Origin of the sequence: Sporolactobacillus shoreicorticis (assembly GCF_024125445.1) — a bacterium.
In the GTDB taxonomy this organism is placed as follows: Bacteria; Bacillota; Bacilli; order Bacillales; family Sporolactobacillaceae; genus Sporolactobacillus; species Sporolactobacillus shoreicorticis.
In genome coordinates this window covers 1-24,163 of the sequence record NZ_JAMXWM010000008.1, presented here as the reverse complement: position 1 = coordinate 24,163, position 24,163 = coordinate 1, and the positions used below count along the sequence as shown (strand labels likewise).

At 44.5% G+C, this 24,163-nt stretch carries 24 protein-coding genes; 20 read left to right on the top strand and 4 right to left on the bottom strand.

Annotated elements, in window-relative coordinates; all coding sequences use genetic code 11:
• Positions 1-24: 24 nt before the first annotated feature.
• Both NIE88_RS08490 and NIE88_RS08485 read left to right on the top strand, forming a co-directional pair.
• Positions 25-570: a hypothetical protein gene (locus tag NIE88_RS08490; protein WP_253061150.1), complete on the top strand. Its 546-nt coding sequence runs from the start codon at positions 25-27 to the stop codon at positions 568-570.
• Positions 571-613: 43 nt separating this feature from the next.
• On the top strand, positions 614-1,465 hold the full coding sequence (locus NIE88_RS08485) for a YihY/virulence factor BrkB family protein (RefSeq protein WP_253061148.1): 852 nt from the start codon (positions 614-616) through the stop codon (positions 1,463-1,465).
• 50 nt (positions 1,466-1,515) lie between these two features.
• On the opposite strand, the gene NIE88_RS08480 is transcribed toward NIE88_RS08485, so the two are convergent.
• Positions 1,516-3,441, bottom strand: coding sequence for a heavy metal translocating P-type ATPase (locus NIE88_RS08480; RefSeq protein ID WP_253061146.1), 1,926 nt, complete (start codon positions 3,439-3,441; stop codon positions 1,516-1,518).
• Between the two features lie 347 nt (positions 3,442-3,788).
• Here NIE88_RS08480 and NIE88_RS08475 point away from each other — a divergent pair, with 347 nt between their 5' ends.
• The gene (locus NIE88_RS08475) at positions 3,789-4,238 is read left to right on the top strand and encodes a VanZ family protein (RefSeq protein ID WP_253061144.1); all 450 of its coding nucleotides are present in this window, start codon (positions 3,789-3,791) and stop codon (positions 4,236-4,238) included.
• A gap of 58 nt (positions 4,239-4,296) precedes the next feature.
• Here NIE88_RS08475 and NIE88_RS08470 read toward each other — a convergent pair whose 3' ends face one another.
• Together NIE88_RS08470 and NIE88_RS08465 are read right to left on the bottom strand one after the other, a co-directional pair.
• Positions 4,297-4,734 carry a TlpA family protein disulfide reductase gene (locus NIE88_RS08470; RefSeq protein WP_253061142.1) on the bottom strand — a complete coding sequence of 146 codons (438 nt, stop codon included), beginning with the start codon at positions 4,732-4,734 and terminating at the stop codon, positions 4,297-4,299.
• A 125-nt stretch (positions 4,735-4,859) separates the two neighbouring features.
• Positions 4,860-6,077: an MFS transporter gene (locus NIE88_RS08465; protein WP_253061140.1), complete on the bottom strand. Its 1,218-nt coding sequence runs from the start codon at positions 6,075-6,077 to the stop codon at positions 4,860-4,862.
• Between the two features lie 313 nt (positions 6,078-6,390).
• On the opposite strand from NIE88_RS08465, the gene NIE88_RS08460 reads away from it, so the two are divergent.
• From NIE88_RS08460 to NIE88_RS08415, 10 genes are all read left to right on the top strand, one after another.
• Positions 6,391-7,566, top strand: a complete 1,176-nt coding sequence (locus tag NIE88_RS08460) for a pyridoxal phosphate-dependent aminotransferase (RefSeq protein WP_253061138.1) — start codon at positions 6,391-6,393, stop codon at positions 7,564-7,566.
• Positions 7,567-7,687: 121 nt separating this feature from the next.
• Positions 7,688-8,467, top strand: a complete 780-nt coding sequence (locus NIE88_RS08455; protein ID WP_253061136.1) for a YfkD family protein — start codon at positions 7,688-7,690, stop codon at positions 8,465-8,467.
• Positions 8,468-8,528: 61 nt separating this feature from the next.
• Complete coding sequence (locus tag NIE88_RS08450) at positions 8,529-8,741, top strand: SE1561 family protein (protein WP_253061368.1); 213 nt, start codon at positions 8,529-8,531, stop codon at positions 8,739-8,741.
• A 52-nt stretch (positions 8,742-8,793) separates the two neighbouring features.
• On the top strand, positions 8,794-9,573 hold the full coding sequence (gene pdaA / locus NIE88_RS08445; protein ID WP_373689420.1) for a delta-lactam-biosynthetic de-N-acetylase: 780 nt from the start codon (positions 8,794-8,796) through the stop codon (positions 9,571-9,573).
• A gap of 434 nt (positions 9,574-10,007) precedes the next feature.
• Entirely contained in the window at positions 10,008-10,550 is a 543-nt protein-coding gene (locus tag NIE88_RS08440) for a helix-turn-helix domain-containing protein (protein ID WP_253061134.1), read from the top strand.
• A gap of 164 nt (positions 10,551-10,714) precedes the next feature.
• On the top strand, positions 10,715-11,815 hold the full coding sequence (locus NIE88_RS08435; protein WP_253061132.1) for an ABC transporter ATP-binding protein: 1,101 nt from the start codon (positions 10,715-10,717) through the stop codon (positions 11,813-11,815).
• Entirely contained in the window at positions 11,808-12,611 is an 804-nt protein-coding gene (locus NIE88_RS08430; RefSeq protein WP_253061130.1) for an ABC transporter permease, read from the top strand. The genes NIE88_RS08435 and NIE88_RS08430 overlap by 8 nt, the downstream gene beginning before the upstream one ends.
• A complete protein-coding gene (locus NIE88_RS08425) occupies positions 12,605-13,414 on the top strand; it encodes an ABC transporter permease (protein ID WP_253061128.1) in 810 nt (269 codons plus the stop codon). Before NIE88_RS08430 ends, NIE88_RS08425 begins: the two co-directional genes overlap by 7 nt.
• A complete protein-coding gene (locus tag NIE88_RS08420) occupies positions 13,411-14,481 on the top strand; it encodes an ABC transporter substrate-binding protein (protein ID WP_253061126.1) in 1,071 nt (356 codons plus the stop codon). The genes NIE88_RS08425 and NIE88_RS08420 overlap by 4 nt, the downstream gene beginning before the upstream one ends.
• A 163-nt stretch (positions 14,482-14,644) precedes the next feature.
• The gene (locus NIE88_RS08415) at positions 14,645-15,466 is read left to right on the top strand and encodes a RecX family transcriptional regulator (RefSeq protein ID WP_253061124.1); all 822 of its coding nucleotides are present in this window, start codon (positions 14,645-14,647) and stop codon (positions 15,464-15,466) included.
• Positions 15,467-15,717: 251 nt separating this feature from the next.
• Here the strand turns inward: NIE88_RS08415 and NIE88_RS08410 are convergent, their stop codons facing one another.
• Positions 15,718-16,707 (bottom strand): metal-dependent hydrolase, encoded by a 990-nt coding sequence (locus NIE88_RS08410; RefSeq protein ID WP_253061122.1) that lies wholly within the window; start codon positions 16,705-16,707, stop codon positions 15,718-15,720.
• Between the two features lie 155 nt (positions 16,708-16,862).
• Here NIE88_RS08410 and mutY point away from each other — a divergent pair, with 155 nt between their 5' ends.
• The 7 genes from mutY (at position 16,863) to NIE88_RS08375 (ending at position 24,072) form a co-directional block, all read left to right on the top strand.
• A complete protein-coding gene (gene mutY / locus NIE88_RS08405; protein WP_253061120.1) occupies positions 16,863-17,942 on the top strand; it encodes an A/G-specific adenine glycosylase in 1,080 nt (359 codons plus the stop codon).
• A gap of 45 nt (positions 17,943-17,987) precedes the next feature.
• Positions 17,988-18,143, top strand: coding sequence for a gamma-type small acid-soluble spore protein (locus NIE88_RS08400; protein ID WP_253061119.1), 156 nt, complete (start codon positions 17,988-17,990; stop codon positions 18,141-18,143).
• Between the two features lie 175 nt (positions 18,144-18,318).
• Positions 18,319-19,308: an ABC transporter ATP-binding protein gene (locus NIE88_RS08395; protein WP_253061117.1), complete on the top strand. Its 990-nt coding sequence runs from the start codon at positions 18,319-18,321 to the stop codon at positions 19,306-19,308.
• A complete protein-coding gene (locus tag NIE88_RS08390; protein ID WP_253061115.1) occupies positions 19,305-20,273 on the top strand; it encodes an ABC transporter ATP-binding protein in 969 nt (322 codons plus the stop codon). Before NIE88_RS08395 ends, NIE88_RS08390 begins: the two co-directional genes overlap by 4 nt.
• Positions 20,274-20,354: 81 nt before the next feature.
• On the top strand, positions 20,355-21,359 hold the full coding sequence (locus NIE88_RS08385; RefSeq protein WP_253061113.1) for an ABC transporter permease: 1,005 nt from the start codon (positions 20,355-20,357) through the stop codon (positions 21,357-21,359).
• Between the two features lie 86 nt (positions 21,360-21,445).
• The gene (locus NIE88_RS08380) at positions 21,446-22,345 is read left to right on the top strand and encodes an ABC transporter permease (RefSeq protein WP_253061111.1); all 900 of its coding nucleotides are present in this window, start codon (positions 21,446-21,448) and stop codon (positions 22,343-22,345) included.
• Positions 22,346-22,470: 125 nt separating this feature from the next.
• Positions 22,471-24,072: an ABC transporter substrate-binding protein gene (locus NIE88_RS08375; protein WP_253061109.1), complete on the top strand. Its 1,602-nt coding sequence runs from the start codon at positions 22,471-22,473 to the stop codon at positions 24,070-24,072.
• The last annotated feature ends 91 nt before the right edge of the window (positions 24,073-24,163 follow it).

Below are 24,163 nucleotides of genomic sequence, written 5' to 3'. Positions count from 1 at the left end.
CCTACTTTGAGGGGGCAGAATCTGATGAGTGTTTATGGCAAAAGCCAAATGGGCAAATTCATGCTGATCGGCGGCTTGGTCGGCTGCGGTTTGTCACTGATGAGCCGCGAGACACGATCGGTCTGGGGTCATCATCTATCGACTGCGGCGACTGGCGGAAGCAATCTGATTCGGGCCATTTATCAGCATCCGGATCAAGTCGGCAAATACATGCAGGTAACAGGTACACGCCTTAAAGGCCTGGCACGGGAAGTTTCCGACGACTTCCAGCAAATGATCGACCGTGTGGAGAAGGCGAGAACGAGTACGAGCGACACCTATCAGTATGTAATGGAAGTTGGAAATGAGCTTGCCGAGATGGCTGGTAAAATCAAGCAATCCGGGAAAAACATTGCCAATTACCAAGAACCTGTGCTGATTGATAATGAGGCAGATGCGCTGCAGAGACTGGAAAATGAGACATCTGTACCAAATCCGGGTACGATGCTGAAAGACCAGAATAACTCGTTTCATCAAAACGGCCAGAAAAGCAAAGCCGGAATGAATACGCGTCCAAAACGGCATTCGTAAACCGAGTTCCTTTAAGGACAGAGAGACCGGGGGATGGGGAAAAGTGGGAAAAGTGAAGCTCAGAGATATTTTTCTCTTCGCCAAACTTCTGGGTAGACGTTTTATTGCTGATCATACGGCGGATTTAGCGGCAACATTGGCGTACTATTTTTTGTTGTCGCTTTTTCCGCTGTTTATTTTTTTGTTTGCCATCATACCGTATTTAGGTCTTAATCAGGATCAGCTGTTTTCTCTCTTTGGTGCCTATCTTCCTAAAGAGGTACTGTCTCTGATCCATCAAAACTTAGACAGCGTATTTACGAAACGCGGCGGATTGCTTTCAGTCGGTGTTATTGCCACGCTTTGGCCTGCTTCAAGCGCGGTTAATGCACTCATGCGTACATTGAATCGTGCTTACCGAGTTGAAGAAACGCGTTCCTTTTTCCTCATCCGGCTGCTTGCCATGTGTTTTACCGTAGCGATGATCTTTGCCATTGCGATGACCCTCGCAGTCAACGTTATTTCTGCGGGGCTCGCAAGAACTCTATTCAGTCATATCGGTCTTTCCCATACGTTTGCCGATATGTGGTCGGTTATCAGTACGCTGGTCACGTTCTGCGTCATTATCATTATTTTCGCCTTTCTCTACCGTCTCGGGCCGAATATGAAACTGAAAATGGATCAAGTGCTGATCGGTGCGGTGATCGCCGGAGTCAGCTGGCAAGTTGTTTCTTATGGTTTTTCCTTCTATGTCCGTTATTTCGGGAATTATGCGTCCACGTACGGTACACTTGGAGGAATTATTGTTCTCATGCTTTGGTTTTATCTGACTGCAATTACAATCATTATCGGCGGTCAAATCAATGCGGTTATTCATGAACTGACGAAACCGGAAAAGAACGAGCGCATTGATTAGCGCTCGTTTTTCTCTGGCCATGTGATGATAATGATCTATGTGTCAGAAAATTATCCGCGCAAAAGCCGGAGCCCATTAAGAATAACCAGAATAGTGCTTCCTTCATGTCCAACGACACCGAAGGGCATGGTTAGAAACTGTAAAAAGTTGGTGGCGATCAGAAAGACAATCATTGCCATGGCAAAAATAATATTCATTTTTACAATTCGACTCATTTTTTTCGACAATCGCACCGCTTCTGCTATTTTTGTCAGATCATTTTTCATGAGAACAATATCCGCGGTTTCAAGAGCCGCGTCGTTTCCTGCTCCCATGGCAATCCCGACTGAAGCCTGCACGAGGGCAGGTGTGTCATTAATTCCATCGCCGCACATGGCCACATGACCGTATTTTTTATTTAATCGTTTTATCTCAATGGCTTTGTTCTCAGGCAGACAGTTGGCTATATAACCGCTGATTCCGGACTCTCTCTGCACTGCAGCTGCAGTTTGCTGATTGTCGCCAGTAATCATCACCGTTTTAATTCCGTACTTATTAAGTGAGCGGATTGCCTCTGCGGCTGAATCTCTGACGCGATCTTTTAAAGAAAAGCGGCCGATTATTTTTCCCTCTGAAGCGGCGTAAACCAGCGTTTCGCCATTAGTTGAACGGGGGAGATTATTTTTTTGCAGGAATTCTTTTAGGGCAGCTGCATCCATCATTGCTTCTTTTCCAATCATGTATTCAGTATTTTCCGCGCAGCCGATGATACCAAAGCCCGGTTTGACTTTGATTTTACCAACTTTGGGTAAGGGTACATGACCGCAGATTTTTTGGGTATAAGCGACAAGCGCTTTACCAAGCGGATGCGACGATTGATTTTCGATTGCGGCAATACGTCTGAGCAGAATCGAATCAGTCAGTGTGCTGTTATTTATAAAATCGGTGACCTCAGGAGCGCCGTTTGTAATCGTTCCAGTTTTATCAAAAGCAATGAGTTTAATCATAGCAAGCTGCTCCAAATGAATGCCGCCTTTAATCAGTATGCCGTGCCTGGCACCTGAGGCAACGGCTGAAAGAACGGCCGGTGTTGTCGAAGCGACCAATGCGCAAGGCGAAGCAACGACGAGCAGAACCATCGCTCGGTAGATGGTTTCGCTCCACGACCAGCCTAAGAGAACATGTGGCGCAAAGAGCATCAGCGCGGTGACGATCAGAACGACTTTAACATAGATGCGTTCAAAACGTTCAATAAACAACTGAGTCGGAGCTTTTTCCTTTTGAGCTGATTGTACAAGATCCAAGATTTTACTGAATAAGGAGTCGTTGCATCGCTTCGTGACGCGCGCGAAGACACTGCCGTCCAAATTCATGGTACCGGCCATCAATTCAGCACCAGATTTTTTAAAAACCGGTACGGATTCTCCAGTCATTGTCGCTTCATTAACTGTTGTTTCACCATCAGTGATGACAGCGTCGGCGGGAATTCGTTCTCCGGGCTTAACAAGAATGATATCGCCGGGGGTAATCTGCTTCACTGAAATCATCGTTTCACGGCCACTTGCGACAAGACGCGCAACTTCAGGCTGCAAGTTCATGAGTGCAGAAAGCGCATGAGTACTCTTGGCTGTGGAATACGTCTCCAAAGCGCCGCTGAGCGCAAAGATAAAAATTAATACAGCGCCTTCGAGCCAATGGTTGATACAGGCGGCACCGATCGCAGCAGTAATCATTAATAGTTCAACGTTTAATTCACGTGTTCGAATTGTGTCCGATATTCCCTGCTTTGTTTTAAAATAACCGCCGATCAGATAGGCAGCCGGATAGAGAAGCCAGGCGCGCGGATGATTCGCGAGCTCAAGCAAAAAGGCAATCAGCGTCAAGCCACCGCCGCTAAGTGCGGCAATAAGCTCACCATGTTGTTTCCACAGAGCGCTTATCGGGTGATTGGAATTAGGTTTGCTCGGGAATGGTACAAGTTTTGCTTCCGGTATCATAAAAAATCTGCCCCTTCGTTTTGCGAATTATATTTTTAAAAACAAACGTAAACAATAATTAATATAATTTAATATATATTATCTAAAATGTATTGGTGAATAGAATTCGATGAATTAATTGAGAATAATAATCATCATCGAAACCCCTAAAAGTACTCAATGCTGCCGCTAATACAAGCGACAGCATTGAAAAAATAGATTATAATAATTTTAATTTCAATCAGCTATATAATAATACACTTTTTCAAATATGTCTATGAACGGTCATCGTTCTGTAAGTAAAAGAGGCCAAGCATACATCATTTTTGAAAGAACCACATAGTTATCTATAAAGGAGGAGGGCAGTTATGTTGAAAAAAATGAACAAAAAACATATTGCTGCGGTTTTTTTTATTGGTTATCTTGCTCTTCTCGTTTTTGTGACTCTTCTCACGCATAATTACTATACATACGGAAAGTCTAGCAACCTGATCCTTTTCAGCAGTATACGGCTGATGCTGCGAAGCGGAGACAGCATGCTCATCATGAAGAATATCGGTGGAAATGTGATGCTTTTTCTTCCGCTCGGTTTTTTATTGCCAATGCTAATTCAAGTTAAACGGAGGCTTGTTATCCGGCAGCTGATTCTCGGATTCTGCATCAGTTTGTTCATTGAATTATGTCAGTATTTTTTTGCCGAACGGATTTTTGATATTGATGATGTTTTATTAAATACGATTGGCGCGATGATCGGTTGGGGCTGCTATGTTCTCATTCGGTTTTGCAGACATAAATTGATCGTCTTTTATACAAAGTGAATCTTCGCAAATTCGTCCTGCTTTTAGCAGGGTTAAACGGCGCGAAATCTGAGTGGCATTAATGAAAGAGAAGACGATCGGCTGCTTTATGAATGCGCATCGCACCACGCTCGCCCATATGATATTCGATCAATTCGCCGCCGGCATTAAATAAATAATATGCGGGAACAAAACGATTCCCAAAAGCATCTGCCAGCCGATGGGTATTGTCGATAAGAATCGGCTCCGTAACTGAGTGCATGGCAGCAACTCGCGCAACCTCATTAACATCCAGGTCAGCTTCAGATAAGGGCATATGGACAGCCACAACATTGAGAACTCCTCTATATTTTTCACGAATGGATTGTACGATTGGCATTGCAGCTTTGCATTTGGAGCAGCTTATCGACCAGAAATGGATCAGTGTTGGCGCGCCAAGAAGACGCTCGCGTGTGACTTTTTGATTCATCCAATGGGTTGCGGTGCTTAGATCGGGCATAATTAATTTTTTCTTCACAAGCGATTCCCCCTATTAAGAGGGCCTCCAAAGCCATTGAAGGTCCTGATGCATTGTTATGTTATGCTGCGCTGCTGCAAGTGGTTCACTAAAAAGAAAAGGTTGGATGAAATGAAAAAAGAGTCTCAATGACTTGAGACTCTTTGCTGTGTGGTTGAATGATTGAGCGAAGATTTTCGCGCGATGAAAAATTGATGAATAAAGCAGCTCATCGAAGAAACGAAGACGAAAATCGCTATTCCATAAAATAGCCCGCCCTTCGGAATCCAATTGATCAGCGTGCTCCCGGCTACCGGACCGACCATGCATCCGGCACTGTAACATACGGTCATCAGAATGTTGCCGAGCGGAATCTGTTCTTTATCGAGTAAATCACTGACGTAGCCCATGCTCATCGAATAAAGCGAACCGATCAACATGCCTGCGCCAAGGAGCGTGAAATAGATACCATAAAAATAAGCGGAGAGCAGGCCGGTACATGCGATGAACATGGATCCAAACAAGCAAATAAGCGGTAGCAGACGTTTACGGCCAAAGCGATCGCCAAGCATTCCAAGCGGAACCTGTGTCACTAAAGCACCGATGACGAAGGCCGGGAGCAGAATCGAAATTTGGGTCAGATTGTACCCATGACGCACGGCGAAAATCGGGAAGCTGTTATTCAAGGAGGTTTCCAGATAACCGAAAGCGAGCGTCACCGCTAAGCCTGACCATGTCGCGGCAATAACTTTTTTATAGCGAATAAGGACTTGCCGAACGGAAGAGCCGGAGGAGTCACTCAATTCAGGATATTCATTTTTAAGAAGAAATAGAAGCAGAAGAACCGCAAGGCAAAAGAAACCGCTGGTAATGAACGGGACCTCCGTACCGAATGCGATCAATCGGACAAGCATCGGTCCGGCGGCAAAGCCGAGACCGAAGGACAATCCGTAGAAAGCAATGTTTCGTCCCCGCTTGTTCATCGGGCTGTCGATGGTAATCCAGGTTTGTGCTGCTAGATGCAGAATGCTGTCTCCAAAACCGACACACAGTCTAAGTACAAACCAAAACCATAGATTCATCGAAATGGGAAAAAGAAACAGGGGCACTGTGATTAAACCAAGTCCGATGATGAGAAAAAGTTTATAACCGAGCTTACGCATGGGTTTCTCCAGAAGCGGAACAGAGATCAGCATACCTATGTAAAGTGATGTAGATCCCAGCCCATTCAAAAGAGCCGAGACACCGTTTTTTTCGAGAAGTAAAGCGATCAATGGAAGCAGCATTCCTTCTGCCGCACCGCAAATAAAAACAGATCCGATTAATAATGAAAATTGGAACCGACGGTATGTTTCAGTATTCATGTCTTGTGTCCTTTCTGCGCAACTCGCTTTAATGCAGCTTTGAAATAGAGAGCTCAGCAAGAACAAGTATACCTGTTTTCTGCTGGTTCGTCCTTAGCAATTTTTATTCGTTTTTTGTCCAAATAGTGAATATCCTTGGTTATCAATGAGCTTCTGATTTTTTGTGATATCCATACGGCGGATACAAACCTGATTTATTCATAAAGATTCAGAATTCATGCTAGGATTCCTTTACAAACGAGCACTTATCCACGAAAATAGAGATACTGTCACGATAAATACAAATTAACTTATAGAGTTGGAAGTGAAATGGATGGTTAACTTTGCAAAATCAGATGCGCTTAAACGTTTGCCGAAACAGTTTTTCGCTGATCTCGTTGTCAAAACAAACGCGGAAATTGCCAAAGGGCACGATGTCATTAATTTAGGTCAGGGCAATCCGGATCAGCCGACTCCGCCGCATATTGTCAAAGCGCTGCAGGAAGCAGCGGCCAACCCGCTTTACCATAAGTATTCGCCGTTCAGAGGCTATGATTTTCTTAAGGAAGCGATCGCGACTTTTTACAAACGTGAATATGATGTCGATCTTGATCCGAAGACTGAAGTTGCTATTTTGTTCGGATCGAAGACCGGACTGGTTGAGATCGGTGAATGCCTGCTGAACAGCGGCGATACGGTGCTTATGCCGGATCCCGGTTATCCGGATTATTTGTCCGGTTTTGCGCTTGCCAATCTAAAGATGGAAACGATGCCTCTCCTTGAAGAGAATGCCTTTCTCCCTGATTATGCAGCACTGCCGGATGGTCTTCTTGATCAGGCAAAATTGATGTTTTTAAATTACCCGAACAACCCGACATCCGCAACTGCATCTGCGGATTTCTTCGAGGAGACGGTGAGGGTTGCGGGAAAACATAATATTTGTGTTCTGCACGACTTTGCCTACGGCGCGCTTGGTTTCGATAGTGAGAAACCGCGCAGTTTCCTGCAGACGCCCGGGGCAAAAGAAGTCGGCATCGAAACCTATACGTTATCAAAAACCTACAATATGGCGGGTTGGCGCGTCGGCTTCGCGCTGGGGAACAGGAGTGTTATTGAAGCCATCGAATTATTTCAGGATCACTATTTTGTCAGTCTTTTTGGCGGGATTCAGGAAGCAAGCGCGAAAGCACTGCTCGGCCCGCAAGACTGTGTCCGCGATCTTGTGCGGCGCTACGAAACACGGCGTAACGCTTTTTTTAATGCGGCACGACGAATCGGCTGGAATGCAACACCTTCCAAAGGATCTTTTTTCGGCTGGCTCCCGGTTCCTGATGGTTATACCTCCGAATCATTCTTTGACTATGTTTTGGATAAAGCACATGTTGTGCTCGCACCGGGAATTGGATTCGGAACCGGTGGTGAAAAGTATGTGCGCATCGGCCTCCTGACCGAACCGGAACGTTTGACCGAAGCGGTAGAACGCATCGGGAAACTTCACTTATTTGATTAACAACCTAATTATTGAGGGAAGCCGGATGCGGTGCGTTATGCCGCATCTGGTTTTTCTATGCTTCATTTTGGATAATTTTGCAGTGCCCGGCAGAAGATAAGGAAAAAAGGAGTTTTCTGCCTTGAAAAAAATCATATCTTTAATCTTATGTGCTGCATTTCTTTTCTGCCTATCCTCTGAGGTGGGGGCAAAAAACGCGGTGCCCAATGCACTGCCAAAATCAGTAATTGACATCTCTAAAGAAAATACGTATCCGAATCCGACACATGATGCCTCTGAACTCGTGCCGAGCGCCCACACCAAGGCGTTGCTTAAGACAGCAAACGTTCCGGTGGAAAATCCGGTATTAATCAAATTGCTTAATGAGTCGTCCATTCATCCGTCAAAATGGTCGATTGGCTACTCGGCGCGCATTTATCTGGGTGAATGGCCGCTTAATTACAAATCGAAAGAGACATCTGTAAACTGGGAATATAAACGAATTAATGATAATGCGGCCGATGCCCGTGGCAGCAAGAGCGGGCAGGAAATCGGCTACCTACAGAAGATTCAAGTGACGGTCAAAGGAGGATTGACCTCCGAGGTTCCAAAGAAAGAAGAAGCAAGTCAGTTAATTTTGGCAAAAACAATGGAAAAAACGCATCTACCAATATCCTTTTCAACAATTGTCGGCGCAGGTACAAAAATTGACCGGCCGTATCAAGTACCTTCTAAACAAGTCGGTCATTTATATGGCTATGTACCAGCGGTTAATGAACGTGGGAAAATTACCTACGGTGAAGTATTTCTCGTTCTAAGAGGCGGTAAAGCACATTTAGATGTTAAAAATGTGATGCAGCAGGGTATCGGTGCATGGATGCCGATTACTGATCACCTCTCGCTTCGTTACATTGCCCAGTAATTCCATTGCTCCGCCTTTCGCGTATATCTGTGCTAAAGTGGAAGGAGAAGCTGTATTGGAGGTGCTGGAAATGGGAAGAGCGACGAATTCGAAAGAAGATCAAGTTATTTATTTGAAGAATCGATTTAAACTGCTCGCTCAGGTTGTTGGCGCACTTAACGAAGAGACTGCAGAACATGAAGATCTGGAGAACATCCTGGCTATGATGGAGAATCTTGAGGTGAAAATCCGCAGATTTCGCGATGACTGGGCAGAAGGGCTTGTAGAAAAATAAGGAAACATAAATCGAACAGAAACGGTCAACCCTAAAACCGGAGGGTGATCGTGTGAAAAAAATAGTGTTGGTGCTTTTAATCGCCATGTGCGGAACTTTTGTCCACCCCTTTTCTTCATACGGAAAGGATTGGTACTTTAAACCCGCAAAGAATAACCGACCGGCGACGACAGAACCTGAATATGAAGCATTGCTTAAGAAATATGACGGTATTTTTATCGGAAATACGTCAAGAAAAGAATTGTATTTGACCTTTGATAACGGATATGAGGCAGGATATACTTCGGGAATCCTTGATACATTAAAAAAGGAAAAGGTTCCCGCAACATTTTTCATCACCGGCCACTATATTTCGGATCAGCCGAAACTCGTTAAAAGGATGGTTAAAGAAGGCCACATTGTCGGAAATCATTCGTGGAGTCATCCGGATCTATCGAAAATAAGTGATGCAAAGTATAAAAAAGAACTGGCTAAGCTTAAGGGAAGATATACGAAAATAACCGGTGATAAGCAAATGACCTATCTGCGGCCGCCGAGAGGAACATTCAGCGAACGATCGTTAAAGCTGGGACATGACTCGGGATACATCAATGTATTCTGGTCGGCAGCTTATCGTGATTGGCTTCGCGATGATCAGCACGGTGCCGATTATGCCTACGATCACATTATGAAACGTGTTCACCCTGGTGCGGTAATTCTGCTTCATACGGTATCCAAGGATAACGCTCAAGCGCTGCCACGTGTAATTCATGATTTAAAGAAGCAAGGTTATCAATTCCGCAGCTTGGATGATCTAATGGCCGAACGCGTCCTGCCGTCCAAATTTTGGTGATCTTAAGACGTACCTCAATCCTATTAGGGAATCTGAGGTATTTTTTTTGAGAAAAAACTTGAAAAAAAGTTAGGAACAGTATCCACAGATTTATCCACAGACTTGACAATGAAAAAACAATAAAAATAAGCGGTTAAGTACATCTGTCCACATAATCCACAAAAAAGAGGATAAATATTAACAAAATCATGCACATTTTTACTTGGCGTTAATAAAGAAAAAACAGAGGTTATCCACATATCCACAAAGTTATTGACATTTTCACATCCTGCGTTCTCATAAAGTCTGAAAAATAAAACTTAAATTGCCCTCACTGCGACAAATTACGATCATTAAGAAAAATATTGTTTTTTTTTAAGAAACCTTTATAATTAATTTGTTTTAGTAAACCGAATGTATAAAAATAGTAAACATATGAAAGTGGGGAGCTGTGGGTGCTGATCGGCAGGAAAATCAAAAACCTGCGCCTTAAGAGTGGTTTGACGCAGGAAGAACTTGCGGAGCGGACAGATCTGACGAAGGGCTACATATCGCAAATTGAAAATGACATAAGCTCACCTTCCATTGAAACCTTTTTTGTCCTTCTGGAGGTGCTGGGCTGTGATCCGAAATCCTTTTTCGATGATCAGACTTTTGTGCAAAAAGTCATTTATTGGCAGCAGGATCAAACCAAATTTTCCGATGATCAACTGGGCTATCAGCTTCGCTGGCTTGTTCCTGAATCGAATGAGAAGGAGATGGAGCCGATCTTTTTGAGCTTGAAACGTCACGGGGCATTCAAAACCTTTGAGCCGTCTTCCTCGGAGACCTTTCTCTATGTACTGTCCGGGTCGATTACCGTCCGTCTTGGAAAGAAACGTTACCACGCCAAATCAGGCGATTCGGTTTATTATCATGCTGCTGAGGAGCATCAGCTGATCAATGAAAGCGATGTGCCTGCGAAAGTACTTTTGGTCGCGACCGAATCCTATTTATAAGAAAAGTCATGTTTGAGGGTCATGTTGATTATGACAATTTGGGACGTTTGTCCAGCCGGTAGCAAAAAAGCCAATGAACGCTGCTGAGGCTTAACATCACCAGTAGACAATGAAAGGATGTGGCAGGGCGGAGTGTCGCCAGTCGGTACAATGCCGGAATTTCAATGACAAAAAAGACAATCATTCAATTTGACCATGTTGCCAAACGGTTTGATGGAGAAATTATTTTAAAAGACATCAGTTTTGCAATTGAACGCGGCAAATTCTATACACTTCTTGGTCCGTCGGGATGCGGAAAAACAACCATTTTGCGTTTGATTGCCGGATTCTTGGAGCCAAGCGAAGGAACGATAACCTTTGACGGGCGCATGGTCAATAAAATTCCACCGAATAAGCGGCAAGTCAACACTGTGTTTCAGGACTATGCACTGTTTCCGCATTTGAATGTTTTTGAAAATGTGGCGTTTGGCTTGCGAATTAATAAATTGACAAATAAAGAAATTGAACCGAGGGTGAAACAGGCACTGCACTTTGTCAACCTGGACGGTTACCAGAATCGCGAGATTGCCGAACTGTCCGGCGGACAGAAACAACGGGTTGCGATCGCGCGTGCGATTGTCAACCAACCGCAGGTGCTCCTGCTTGACGAACCGCTGTCTGCTTTGGATCTTAAGCTGCGGACCGCGATGCAGGTTGAACTCCGTCAGCTGCAGCGCCGGCTCGGCATTACGTTTATTTTCGTAACACATGATCAAGAGGAAGCACTTGCTATGTCAGATGAGATCTTTGTTCTAAATCAAGGAAAAATTGAGCAGAGCGGTTCGCCACGCTCGATTTATGATGAGCCGATTAACCGTTTTGTCGCCGATTTTATCGGTGAATCCAACATCATTCCCGGTACGATGCTGAAGGATCGTGTCGTTTCCTTTGCCGGTAAAACCTTTGATTGCGTCGATCAAGGCTTTGATGAAAGGGAAGCTGTAGAAATTGTTATCCGTCCTGAAGACCTGGAGATCAAGCCGCACGGAGAAGGACTGCTGCAGGTACGCATAGAGTCCCAATTGTTCCGAGGCGTACATTATGAAATGATTGGCAAGGACGAGGATGGAAATTCGTGGATGATTCACTCGACGAAGAGCGCTCGGATCGGTGAGGAGATCGGTCTGTTTTTTGAGCCTGAAGCGATTCATGTCATGCGTCACGGCGAAACCGAAGAAGCCTTTGATCGGCGTTTGGAAAGTTATGAGGGCGCGGGCCATGACTAAGAAATGGACGAACACCTATCTTATTCCTTATGTTCTGTGGATCGGCCTTTTTGTTGTCGCGCCTTTAGCGATGGTCTTATACTATTCCTTTTTTGACATACAGGGACATTTTTCTTTTGAAAATTATCTGCGGTTCTTTACGCCGATTTATTTAAAGATGGCAATCAGTTCAATTGGTTATGCATTTTTCATTACTTTCTTTACTTTGCTTGTTGCCTATCCGACTGCTTATTTGTTAACAAGAATGAAAAATCGCAGGCTGTGGCTTATGCTCATCATCCTGCCTACCTGGATCAATATACTTTTGAAAGCCTATGCCTTTATTGGATTGCTCGGTACCTATGGTCCTGTGGATACGCTGCTTGCCATGTCGGGTGCCGGACGTCGGCAGATTCTGTTTACAGGCTCAAGTTTCGTTTTTGTCTCGGTCTATTTATTTATTCCTTTTATGATTCTGCCCATCTACAATAGCCTTGAAAAGCTGAACAGCAGTTTTGTCGAGGCCGCTTATGATCTAGGCGCATCTGCTTGGGCGACCTTTCGGCGTGTGATTTTTCCGCTTACACTTGAAGGCGTCAAATCCGGCTGTCAGGCCGTATTTATCCCCGCGCTGTCTTTGTTTATGCTGACACGCCTGATCGCTGGAAATCGGGTAATCACACTCGGAACGGCGATTGAAGAACATTTTCTTGTCACGCAGGACTGGGGAATGGGCTCGACAATTGCTGTCTTCTTGATTCTGGCCATGGTCGTCGTTATGGCGCTGATGGGAAAGGGGTGGCTGAAGCGATGGTAAAAAAGAGAATAGGATCGACTCTTTTCCTGCTTTGTGTTTTCGTCGTGCTTTATCTGCCTATTTTCTATCTCATGTTCTACTCGTTTAACAAAGCCGGGAACATGACGCATTTTACAGGATTCACTTTTGATTGGTATAAAGAAGTGTTCTCCGATAAGCGTTTAATTGCGATTGTCGTTGATACAGTGATCGTGGCGCTGCTGTCGTCGCTACTGTCGACAGTGCTTGGTGTCTTTGGCGCCCTGGCGATCTATTTGACTAAAGGACGCCACTACAAGAACATGCTGCTCTCATTAAACAATATTCTGATGGTGAGTCCAGACGTTATCATCGGTGCCTCTTTTCTCATTCTGTTCACCTTGCTCGGGATTAAGCTCGGATTCATTTCGGTGCTGCTCGCGCATATTGCCTTCAGTGTTCCCATCGTTGTGCTGATGGTTCTTCCTAAGCTCCAAGAAATGAGCCCGACACTGATTGATGCTGCGCGGGATCTCGGCGCGAAAAGATTAGATGTGCTGTTGAAGGTTGTAATTCCGTTCATTACACCGGGAATTTTTGCCGGATTTTTTATGGCACTCACCTATTCTCTCGATGATTTTGCGGTCACCTTTTTTGTCACCGGCAACGGATTTTCAACGTTATCCGTTGAAATCTATTCACGGGCGCGACAAGGTATTTCGATGTCGGTCAATGCGCTCTCGACACTCATTTTTTTGATTACACTTGCTATTGTGCTGGTTTATTATTTCTCAACCCGCGGGATGGGAAAAGTGAAGCAGCTTTCCGGAGGTGAGGATGCATGAAAAAGCTGATGATTATGCTGATCGCTGTTCTCGTCATTGTCCTTGCTCTGTCGCTTGTTTCTGCTAAATTGACCGGGTCGACAACGAAAGCAGGTGCCAAGACCCTGACGATCTATAACTGGGGCGATTATATTGATCCGGCGCTGATTGCAAAATTTGAAAAACAGTACGGCTATCGCGTGGTCTACCAGACCTTTGATTCTAATGAAGCAATGCTGACGAAAATTCAACAAGGCGGTACTTCCTTTGATCTCGTCGTTCCGTCGGATTACATGATCAGCAAAATGCGTGATGAGCATCTGCTCTTGCCGATTAATTCCAAAAAGGTGCCAAATTTAAAAAATATTGATTCGCGTTTTTTAAATCTGTCCTTTGATCCGGCCAATCACTATTCGGTTCCTTATTTTTGGGGTACGGTGGGCATTGTTTACAATCCGAAAATGCTTGGCGGCAGCAAGATCACTAGCTGGAACGATCTGTGGAATAAGAAGTATAGAAATCAAATTCTGCTCGTTGACAGCGCGCGTGAAATTGTCGGAATGGGCCTGAACAGCTTGCACTATTCTGTGAATGATACCAATAAAAAGCATTTGAAACAGACACTGCAAAAGCTGAAAAAGCTAACACCGAATATTAAAGCAATAGTCGGCGATGAGAATAAATTACTTTTGCCGAGACGTGAAGCAGCCATCGGTGTTCTTTGGTCCGGTGATGCCGTGGAGATTATGGATGAAAATCCTGAATTAACTTATGTGATTCCGAAGGAAGGGTCTAATGTATGGTTCGACAACATGGCCATTCCGAAAGGTGCAACGAACAAGAAGGGGGCCGAGCAGTTTATTAACTTCATGCTCGATCCGAAAAACGCTGCTAAAAATGCGGAATATGTCGGCTATGCGACACCAAATCGAGAAGCCATACGTTATCTTCCTAAAAAAATAAAGAATGACAAACGGTTCTACCCTGATAAGAAGCTGACGGATCGACTTGAAGTGTATGATAACTTTAGCAAGCCGGTCAACGCGCGTTTCAACGAATTATTTCTTGAATTTAAGATGAATCATTAGCAAAAATCTGGCTTTACCGAGCGATGCACAATGCGAGGCTCCTTTGTCCAGCTTATCTTATAATCGAAATAATCTGCGATTTTTTTAATGAAGGATCATATTTTTTAATGCGCAGGCATTTGTTTATGCTATTATATTGATAAAAGTGCTGGAGGATTGATCGATGGCGATTATCACCAGGATACGGACGAACGAACAAGACCGCGGCTTTTTTTCTGTGGAAATTGCGGAAACAGACGGAGTCGAGAAAAGTTTTACCATTCATGAAGATATACTCGTACGCGAAGAGCTGCGCAAGGGGCTGGAATTAACGCCGGAGCAGCTTGGACGTCTTCAACGCGAGGCATCAGGTGTTCTTGCCTATCATGCAGCGCTGCGCTATCTTTCTTATCGCATGCACAGTGTGTCCGAGATGAAGCAATATTTGGAGAAAAAGCAATTTGGTGCGCAGCAGATTTCCTATGCAATTCAGCGCTTGAAAAAAGAGAAGCTGCTTGACGATGAGGTTTTTGCTGCCTCATTTGTGCGCACACGCATTCAGACTTCGACAAAAGGACCGCAGCTCATTTATCGTGAACTGCTGCAGTCAGGAGTTCCGCAAGAGATCGCCTCACATGCCGAAAATCTTTTTCCACTTGAAGATCAGATTGAGCATGCGCGAAAATACTTGGCAAAACAGACATCCTCGGTTAAAAATAAGAAGTCGAAAGCAGAAGCACGTCTGGTGCTTGCCAGACTGCTCATGCAAAGAGGCTATGCTCGAGAGATCAGCGAAGAGGTTCTCAGTGAAATCACAGAATTTCTTGAGGAAAATGAAAAGAATGCTCTGGCTCATCAGGCAGAAAAAGCAATGCGGAAATACAAGAAATTCTCCGGAAGAGCATTTGCGCAGAAAGTAAAGAATTATCTCTATCATAAAGGATTTCCACTTGATGCCATTGATTCGTTCTTAAGCGAACGAATTCATGGCATTAATGAGGAATGAGCTTCAATTTTTAGAAAATTTGGCTCCGCCTTTACATAATGCGAAGCCAAAGTCGCTGTCACGACGTTCATAGATAGCTTGGCGTGTCCGGTAAAGTGCAGAAAGAAGCTTCCTTTTACAATTAACGAAAGCTCCTTTATTCGCCGGATCACTGATGCTGCTCTTGCTAATCTTTATACTTGTTTTCTGTCAAACAAGGGCACCTGTTATTGAGGTGCCCTTGTTATTTCATTCTGCAGCAGGTATTCAGATTATGAATTCATACGCGCTAACACGAGTTTCTTACGCAATTTTTGTTCGCTGAATACCCAGCCTGTATAGGAACTTTGCACAAATAAGTTTTTATCGAGCCAAACCGTTGCGGTAAACGGATAAGTACCTTTTGAGTAATATCTCAGATCAGTAAATTGAATGACGTATCTGCCGTTTCTCTGTGCGATTGACCAATGATAAATTGGTGAGAAAGAGAGGAAGGCACGCACATTTTTGTCTTCAGCCGCTGCCTTAATCATTTGATTGTTAAAGTCAATCGGTGTTCGTTCAAAGCGATCAATCAAATGCAGTTTTTTGCCGTTCACTTTGCCGACATAAAAGTAATTTTCGCTTTCCGCCGCCAAATGGTAATGAGACCAGCGCATGGTTGGCGACAAATAAACCTTAGACAGTCCGGGCAATTGGGTCTTTACATACTTAATAATGTGTCTGTGGTAGAAGCCGCGCAGGACATAATAAATGGAAATCGTTGCATAAACCATAATGAACGTAATCCCCGCATGCCCAAGAGTCAGCCAAATGGCGAAACCGATAAGATGCATCATAAAAATGAACGGATCAAAAATATTGATGGTCCCTAATGCAACCCACTTTTCTGTAAATGGACGTGCGGCCTGAGTTCCATACGCATTGAAAATGTCGACAAAGACGTGAATGGAAACGGCTGCAAGTGTCCACATCAGCAGATGACTCACGTTTGAACCGGGAACAAGTGCAAGGATAATTGCGGTCAAAAGAAACGGCCAAAGCAATGTTGCCGGAAGTGAGTGTGTCATGCCGCGATGATTGCGAATATACGCAGCATTGTTCTTTAACTTCAAAACCGTGTCAATGTCAGGAATTACTGAACCCGCAACAGCGCCGATCACTACCGCCTGGTAAGTCAGCGGATTTTGCGCGACGATCGGATCGAGTGTTGCCAATCCTGCTAACCCGAATCCCATAACAATATGTGTCGCTGTATCCATGAAAAAGATTGTCCTCCCTTTTGAACAAAGCTTCTTTTTTCAATGGCAACTTAGATCAAGTTAATCTTCTTTCATTGTCACACAAAATCAAGGATAATGAAAGGGATATTTATGTCAATTTAGATGAAAAATGATCTATGAAAGGTTGAACAATAATGAATGCACAACAAATCAGGCAATTCAATCATGACTTGCTGGATTGGTTTCACACTCGCGGCCGCAGATTGCCTTGGCGGGAAACAACCAATCCTTATTATATTTGGATTTCCGAAGTAATGCTTCAACAAACACAAGTGAATACGGTCATTCCTTATTATAACCAATTTATCAGTCGTTTTCCGACACCGGATGCGCTTGCTGAGGCACCGGAACAAGAGGTACTGAAGTGCTGGGAAGGGCTGGGCTATTATTCGCGTGCGCGCAATCTTCAGCATGGTGTTCGCGAGGTGGTGGAAAAATATGACGGCAGGCTTCCGAAACAAAAAGATGAACTATTGTCAATTACCGGTATCGGTCCCTACACAGCCGCGGCTCTGCTGAGCATTGCGTACAATGAACCTGAACCGGCAATCGACGGAAATTTGATGCGCGTTCTTTCACGTGTTTTTCTGATTGACGATGACATTGCGAAACAAAAGACAAGAAAGAAGTTCGAAAAACTGGCAAGTGATTTAATTATTGAAACGGAGCCTGCGGCATTTAATCAGGCACTTATGGATATCGGCGCAACGATCTGCCGACCCAAAAATACCGATTGTTCCGAATGCCCGATTCAACGCTATTGTCTTGCCTATGATGAAGGCGCGCAGCTCGAATATCCGGTGAAAAGCGGGAAATCTAAGCCAAGATTGCTGCATTATGCGGTTCTGCTGATTCAGGATGAGCAGGGACGTTATCTGATTGAACGCCGCCCTGATAAAGGATTGCTGGCCGGTTTATGGCAATTCCCGATGATGGCGATTGACGAATATGAAACCGGGCCGCGGCAGGAAAGCTATGTTCAGGATCGATATGGCTGCATGGTATCGCCAGTCGAGCAGTCTTTTTCATACACCCATCGTTTCTCGCATCTAATCTGGAAATTGACGATTCGTGAAGGACAGGGCCCCGTACGTAAAAAGTTGAAGGAGCGGCAGCGTTGGTCAGCTTTGAGCGAACTCGAAAATTACCCGTTTCCGGTTTCTCATCAGAAAGTGACTGAGTGGATAAAAAATAATCGACATAATCATACATAATAGTTAACCTTTTTGGTTACAGTAGTGTGGTGGAGGTGATACTCAATGGCTAAGAAGACGAATGCGGGCACAGATGTGGAACAAGTAAAGAAACAAAATGCCCAATCTCAAAACGGACAGTTCAGCGGCGAATACGGCAGTGAAACCAATGCGCAGGAAGTTCGCCAGCAAAACCAGAAGTCGCAGCAAAATAAGCAGTAATCACCTTAAGTACGGAAAACGCCTTGTCCAAATCATGGACAGGGCGTTTTGCTTATGTTTAGACACATACAACGTACAGTACACTTTATTTGTAAAAAATGCTCACATTATCATGAAAAAAAACTACAATTAATTTAATAGATGGTATAATAACCAAGTGCAAGGAGGTGATCAAATGAGTGAAGCGATTTTGAAAGTAGAAGGATTAAAAACTTCTTTTTTCACGGATGACGGAGAAGTACCCGCAGTTGATGGAATCGATTTCTCGGTTAACGAAGGAGAAATTCTTGGAATTGTCGGTGAATCTGGCTGTGGAAAAAGCGTAACATCCCTTTCAATAATGGGTCTGCTCCCCGCGCCTCCGGGAAAGATTGTGGGCGGCCATATTTATTATAAGGGTGAAGACATCAGTCATGCGAAAGAGTCCAGAATGAGAAAACTTCGTGGGAATGATATTGCCATGATTTTTCAAGAGCCTATGACCTCGCTTAATCCGGTATTCACAATTGGTGAACAATTAATGGAAGCGATCAGACTACATAATCATCTTTCCAAAAAAGAGCTGATTGAGCGTTCAGTAGAGTTATTAAAATTAGTTGGACTTCCAAGAGCAGCAGAGCTATTAGATGAATATCCGCATGAATTGTCCGGGGGAATGAGACAGCGTGTCATGATTGCCATGGCCATGTCCTGCAACCCAAAAGTTCTGATTGCCGATGAACCCACCACTGCACTTGATGTGACGATTCAGGCGCAAATTCTTGATCTTATGGTTAAGCTGAATAAAGAAACACATACGGCGATTATCATGATCACGCATGATTTAGGTGTTGTCGCCCAGATGTGCAATCGTGTGGCTGTTATGTATGCGGGTAAAATCGTTGAAGAGGGAACGGTAAAGGATATTTTCAACCATCCGGAGCATCCGTACACGGAAGGGCTGATTAAATCCATCCCTGATCTTTATGGAAAGAAAGACAGTCTCTATACGATTAAAGGCAGCGTACCTAAGCCGGGATCTATTACTAAGGGCTGTCTGTTTGCACCTCGATGTGAATTCGTTATGGACAAATGCCAAGTTAATAGGCCTGAATTATTAGGCGACGGTCACAAATCACGCTGCTTTCTCCATCAGGGGCAGGGTAGAAAGGAAGTCCGCAAATGAGCGAAGCACTTTTACAAGTTGAAAATCTAAAAAAATACTATCCGATCAAGGGTGGAAAATTCGGAAAAGTATCTGAAATTGTTCGTGCCGTGGACGGTGTGAGCTTCTCTGTTCGAGAAGGCGAGACGTTAGGCATTGTCGGAGAATCGGGATGCGGAAAATCCACAACCGGCCGAATGATCATGCGATTGATTGAACCGACGGAAGGAAAAATCATTTTTCAGAATCGCAACATTATGGAACTGTCAAAGCACGACATGCGGAAAGCGCGGAAAGATATCCAGATGATTTTCCAAGATCCGTTTGCTTCGCTCAATCCTCGTCATACGGTCGGTCACATCATTGAGGAACCAATGATTGTCCATAAAATGGGCAATCGAAAACAGCGTGAGGCACGAGTGGAAGAACTTTTGGAACTTGTCGGCTTGAGTGCGTATCATGCAAAGCGGTACCCACATCAATTCAGCGGCGGACAGCGTCAAAGAATTGGTATTGCCCGCGCACTCGCCGTTCAGCCCAAAGTCATCATTGCTGATGAACCGGTATCCGCGCTGGATGTTTCCGTTCAATCACAGGTCTTGAATCTTCTCAAGGATCTGCAAAAGAAGTTTAACCTGACGTATATTTTTATCGCACATGATCTGAGTGTTGTCCGCCATATCAGTGACCGTGTCGGAGTGATGTATCTTGGGAAGCTTGTCGAGCTCTCGGAGAGTGAGATTTTATACACTGATCCCAAACATCCGTACACGAAGGCATTGCTATCAGCCGTTCCCGTTCCTGATCCGGATATAAAAACAAACCGCATCATTCTTGAAGGCGATGTTCCGAGCCCTGCTCATCCACCGGCAGGGTGTACATTCCATGACCGCTGTCCGGTTGCAATGGATATCTGCTCAAAGGAAAGACCGAATTTCAAGGTCTTAGATGATGGAAGAATGATCTCCTGCCACTTATATGATTAATTAACACAAAATTCAATTTTACGTATAAGAGCAGTACTATGCACACCGTCTATATGTGTGTCACAAGAGAGGTGAAATCTCGTGTTCCATTACACGATAAAACGATTGCTTATGCTCATACCTGTTCTTCTCGGAATGACGTTAATCGTTTTTGCAATCATTCATGCCATTCCAGGCAACCCGGCGCTGACTATTCTTGGAACAAAGGCGACGCCTGAAGCGATTCACAGCCTGAATCGTTCCCTTGGATTGGATAATCCGTGGTATGTTCAATATTTTTCCTATTTAAAAGGGATTCTGACCGGCAATTTGGGTACGTCCATTCAGACGAATTCACCGATTGCAAGTGAAATCTGGCCTCATCTGGCCGCAACAATTGAACTCTCGTTTGTCGCAATGATTTTTGCGGTTTTTGTTGGAATCAATGCCGGAATTATCAGTGCATGGAAACAAAATTCATTTCTGGATTATACAGCGATGATTCTTGCACTGATCGGCGTATCGATGCCGGTGTTCTGGCTTGGTTTGCTCGAACAATGGGGCTTTTCAATTAAATTGCAGTGGCTGCCGTCAATCGGCCGCGATGATATTCGAAACAGCGTAGATCCCATAACCAACCTCTATTTAATTGACACTTTGCTGCGCGGACGATTGGATCAGTTTTGGATGGTTCTTCGGCATCTGATTCTTCCTGCAATCGCACTTGCAACGATACCAACAGCAATCATCGCCCGAATGACTCGCTCAAGTATGCTTGAGGTTTTAAAGTCTGATTATATTCGCACGGCGAAAGCGAAGGGGCAGCGGATGATTTGGATCGTGTACAAATATGCATTAAAGAATGCATTCATACCGATTTTAACCGTAATCGGACTGCAAACGGGGCTGCTCCTTGGCGGCGCAATTCTTACCGAAACGATTTTCGGATGGCCAGGAGTCGGGCTGTATATTTACAACGCGATTCAATATCGTGATTATCCTGTCATTCAGTCCGGTATTCTTGTCATTGCCTTCATTTTTGTCATGGTCAACTTTATTGTTGATCTCCTTTATGGATTGTTTGATCCGCGGATTAAATATCGTTGACAGGAGCTACTCAGGCAGCAGGAAATGAGCAGGCAGCCTTAATCGGTGCATCCTGCGCATCATAATTAAGAAAGAAGGGATAAAGGATGCCACAAGGTTTACAGGTGCAGCCCGAACAGCCCGTGCGAAACGTAAAAAGTCCTTTGGCGATTGCGATTGGCGAGTTTTGGAAATCCTATCGGAAAAACAAGCCGGCGATTGTGGGAACAGTCATCGTTCTGTTCTTTATTCTGTTGGCTGTTTTTGCGGATTTCATTGCACCGCAAGGAATCAATGATCAAAACATCGGGCATAAGCTTCTGCCGCCCTCGGCCGCTCATTGGTTCGGCACCGATGATTTCGGCCGGGATATTTTCAGCCGAATTTTATTCGGCGCCAGATTGTCGCTGCGTGTCGGATTTTTGTCCGTCATCGGCTCAATCATTGTCGGAACACTGCTCGGAACCGTTGCCGGTTATTTCGGCAAGATTCTGGATGTCGTTATTTCACGTATTTTCGATATTTTACTTGCTTTTCCAAGTATTCTATTGTCTATTGCGATTGTCGCCATTCTGGGACCGTCACTGAATAATGCGCTTGTTGCTATCGCAATCGTCAATGTTCCGGTATTCGGACGGTTGGTAAGGTCGCGGGTACTTACGGTAAAGGAAGAGGAGTACGTAATGGCCGCACGCTCGATCGGTATGGGCGATGCGCGTATCATTTTCCAGCATGTTCTCCCAAATAGTGTTGCGCCGATCATTGTTCAGGGAACATTAAATATTGCGACAGCGATTCTTGATGCGGCGGGATTAGGCTTTCTCGGAATGGGAGCTCAGGCACCGTTGCCGGAATGGGGAAAGATGCTGTCGGATTCGCGTGAATATATCCAGACTGCACCTTGGACGGTTCTCTTTCCCGGACTTGCCATTGTACTTGTTGTCGTAGGGTTTAACTTAATTGGCGACGGATTGCGCGACGCACTTGATCCACGCATGAAAAATTGAAAATCAAGTATTCTAAAACTTCTAACACCATCTTAACAACTTCTTAATCTTTTGTTGTGTCAATGAAAGAATAGAGGTACAATGTGAAAGATTTAGATAATAGATAGATTTTAAGGGGGATAATTATGAAGAAGAAGTATTTCGGCTTGACGGTTGCTCTCGTGCTGGCTCTCGCTATGGCACTCACGGGTTGCGGCAATAGTTCGTCAAGTCAATCATCAGGCAGTAACAAGACGCTCGTCTTTGGCCGCGGTGCCGATACGACGTCTCTTGATCCGGCTGTTGTAACAGACGGGGAATCGTTCCGTGTTACACAAAACATTTACGATACTTTGGTTGCCTATGATTACAAAAATCAATCAACTGAAGTAAAGCCAAGTCTTGCAACGAGTTGGGACATCAGCAAAGACGGCAAAACGTACACCTTCAAGCTACGCAAGGGTGTTAAATTCTCCGACGGAACTGCTTTTAATGCAGATGCTGTTGTCTACAACTTTGATCGTTGGATGAACGGCAAGAAATCCGGTAAATTTGCTTACTTCCCGTCGATGTTCGGCGGATACAAGGGCGATGACGGATTAGTTATTAAAAGTGTTACCGCATCGGATGAAAGCACCGTTGTATTTACACTGAAAAGATCTTCCGCACCATTCCTTCAGAACTTGGCCATGTCACCATTTGCCATTGCCAGTCCGGCTGCTATTAAAAAATACGGCAGCAAGTTCGGTTCGTCAGCTGCGGTCGGCACCGGGGCCTATGTATTTAAGAACTGGAAAAAGAATAACACAATTACATTGGAAAAAAATAAACATTATTGGAAAAAAGGTCTTCCTAAGCTGGATTCCATTGTCTTTAAAGTTATTCCCGATAACAGTTCACGTTTAAACGCACTGAAGAACGGCGAAATTGATCTGATGGATGGCTTGAATCCAAGTGATATCAGCGGCATCCAAAACAACAAGGATTTTCATGTTTACTATCGTCCGCCGATGAACGTTGCTTACCTCGGATTTAATGTCACGATGAAACCTTTTAATAACAAGAAGGTTCGCCAAGCATTGAACATGGCTGTTGATAAAGAAGCATTGAACAAGGCATTCTACAATGGACAAGCTCAGCCGGCCAAGAACCCGATGCCGCCGGTACTGCTTGGATTTGCCAAGGATCTCAAAGATTATCCTTATGATCTGAAGGCAGCGAAGAAGCTCCTTGCTGAAGCAGGCTATCCTAACGGCTTCACAACAACACTTTACACAATGTCCAATCCGCGTGACTATATGCCGCAACCGGCAAAGACTGCCGAAGCAATTCAAGCAAGCTTTGGAAAGATCGGTGTGAAGGTAAAAATTGAAAATGTTGAGTGGTCCTCATACATTGAGAAGCTGCAAAAAGGCGGCGCGCCAATGTACCTGATGGGCTGGATCGGCGATAACGGCGACCCGGACAACTTCCTTTACACACTTCTTGATAAAGACAGCATAGGTTCCAACAACCTGTCCTTCTACAAGAATGATAAGCTTCACAAGATTTTTATTGAGGCACAGACAGAAACAGACACGACAAAACGTGCGGCTCTTTATGAAAAAGCACAGCAGATCATTCACGAAGATGCTCCTTGGGTTCCGCTTGAATATGCAAAAGCAGCACTTGTAGGCAAGAGCACGATTTCCGGTTATGCGCCAAGCCCGACCGGCAGTGAACCAATGGAAGACGTAACAATTAAATAAGAAGGAAAAAATGCCCCCTGATACCTTTTTTTGAACTGTACCCTTTGTCAAGGACAATAAAAAAAGACTTATGCTACTTTGAGAAGATGAC

Coding starts and splice junctions, on each gene's coding strand:
- NIE88_RS08490 (WP_253061150.1), top strand. CDS start 25: ATGAGTGTTTATGGCAAAAGCCAAATGGGCAAATTCATGCTGATCGGC.
- NIE88_RS08480 (WP_253061146.1), bottom strand. CDS start 3,441: ATGATACCGGAAGCAAAACTTGTACCATTCCCGAGCAAACCTAATTCC.
- NIE88_RS08475 (WP_253061144.1), top strand. CDS start 3,789: ATGTTGAAAAAAATGAACAAAAAACATATTGCTGCGGTTTTTTTTATT.
- NIE88_RS08465 (WP_253061140.1), bottom strand. CDS start 6,077: ATGAATACTGAAACATACCGTCGGTTCCAATTTTCATTATTAATCGGA.
- NIE88_RS08460 (WP_253061138.1), top strand. CDS start 6,391: ATGGTTAACTTTGCAAAATCAGATGCGCTTAAACGTTTGCCGAAACAG.
- NIE88_RS08435 (WP_253061132.1), top strand. CDS start 10,715: ATGACAAAAAAGACAATCATTCAATTTGACCATGTTGCCAAACGGTTT.
- NIE88_RS08430 (WP_253061130.1), top strand. CDS start 11,808: ATGACTAAGAAATGGACGAACACCTATCTTATTCCTTATGTTCTGTGG.
- NIE88_RS08425 (WP_253061128.1), top strand. CDS start 12,605: ATGGTAAAAAAGAGAATAGGATCGACTCTTTTCCTGCTTTGTGTTTTC.
- NIE88_RS08420 (WP_253061126.1), top strand. CDS start 13,411: ATGAAAAAGCTGATGATTATGCTGATCGCTGTTCTCGTCATTGTCCTT.
- NIE88_RS08415 (WP_253061124.1), top strand. CDS start 14,645: ATGGCGATTATCACCAGGATACGGACGAACGAACAAGACCGCGGCTTT.
- NIE88_RS08410 (WP_253061122.1), bottom strand. CDS start 16,707: ATGGATACAGCGACACATATTGTTATGGGATTCGGGTTAGCAGGATTG.
- mutY (WP_253061120.1), top strand. CDS start 16,863: ATGAATGCACAACAAATCAGGCAATTCAATCATGACTTGCTGGATTGG.
- NIE88_RS08400 (WP_253061119.1), top strand. CDS start 17,988: ATGGCTAAGAAGACGAATGCGGGCACAGATGTGGAACAAGTAAAGAAA.
- NIE88_RS08395 (WP_253061117.1), top strand. CDS start 18,319: ATGAGTGAAGCGATTTTGAAAGTAGAAGGATTAAAAACTTCTTTTTTC.
- NIE88_RS08390 (WP_253061115.1), top strand. CDS start 19,305: ATGAGCGAAGCACTTTTACAAGTTGAAAATCTAAAAAAATACTATCCG.
- NIE88_RS08380 (WP_253061111.1), top strand. CDS start 21,446: ATGCCACAAGGTTTACAGGTGCAGCCCGAACAGCCCGTGCGAAACGTA.
- NIE88_RS08375 (WP_253061109.1), top strand. CDS start 22,471: ATGAAGAAGAAGTATTTCGGCTTGACGGTTGCTCTCGTGCTGGCTCTC.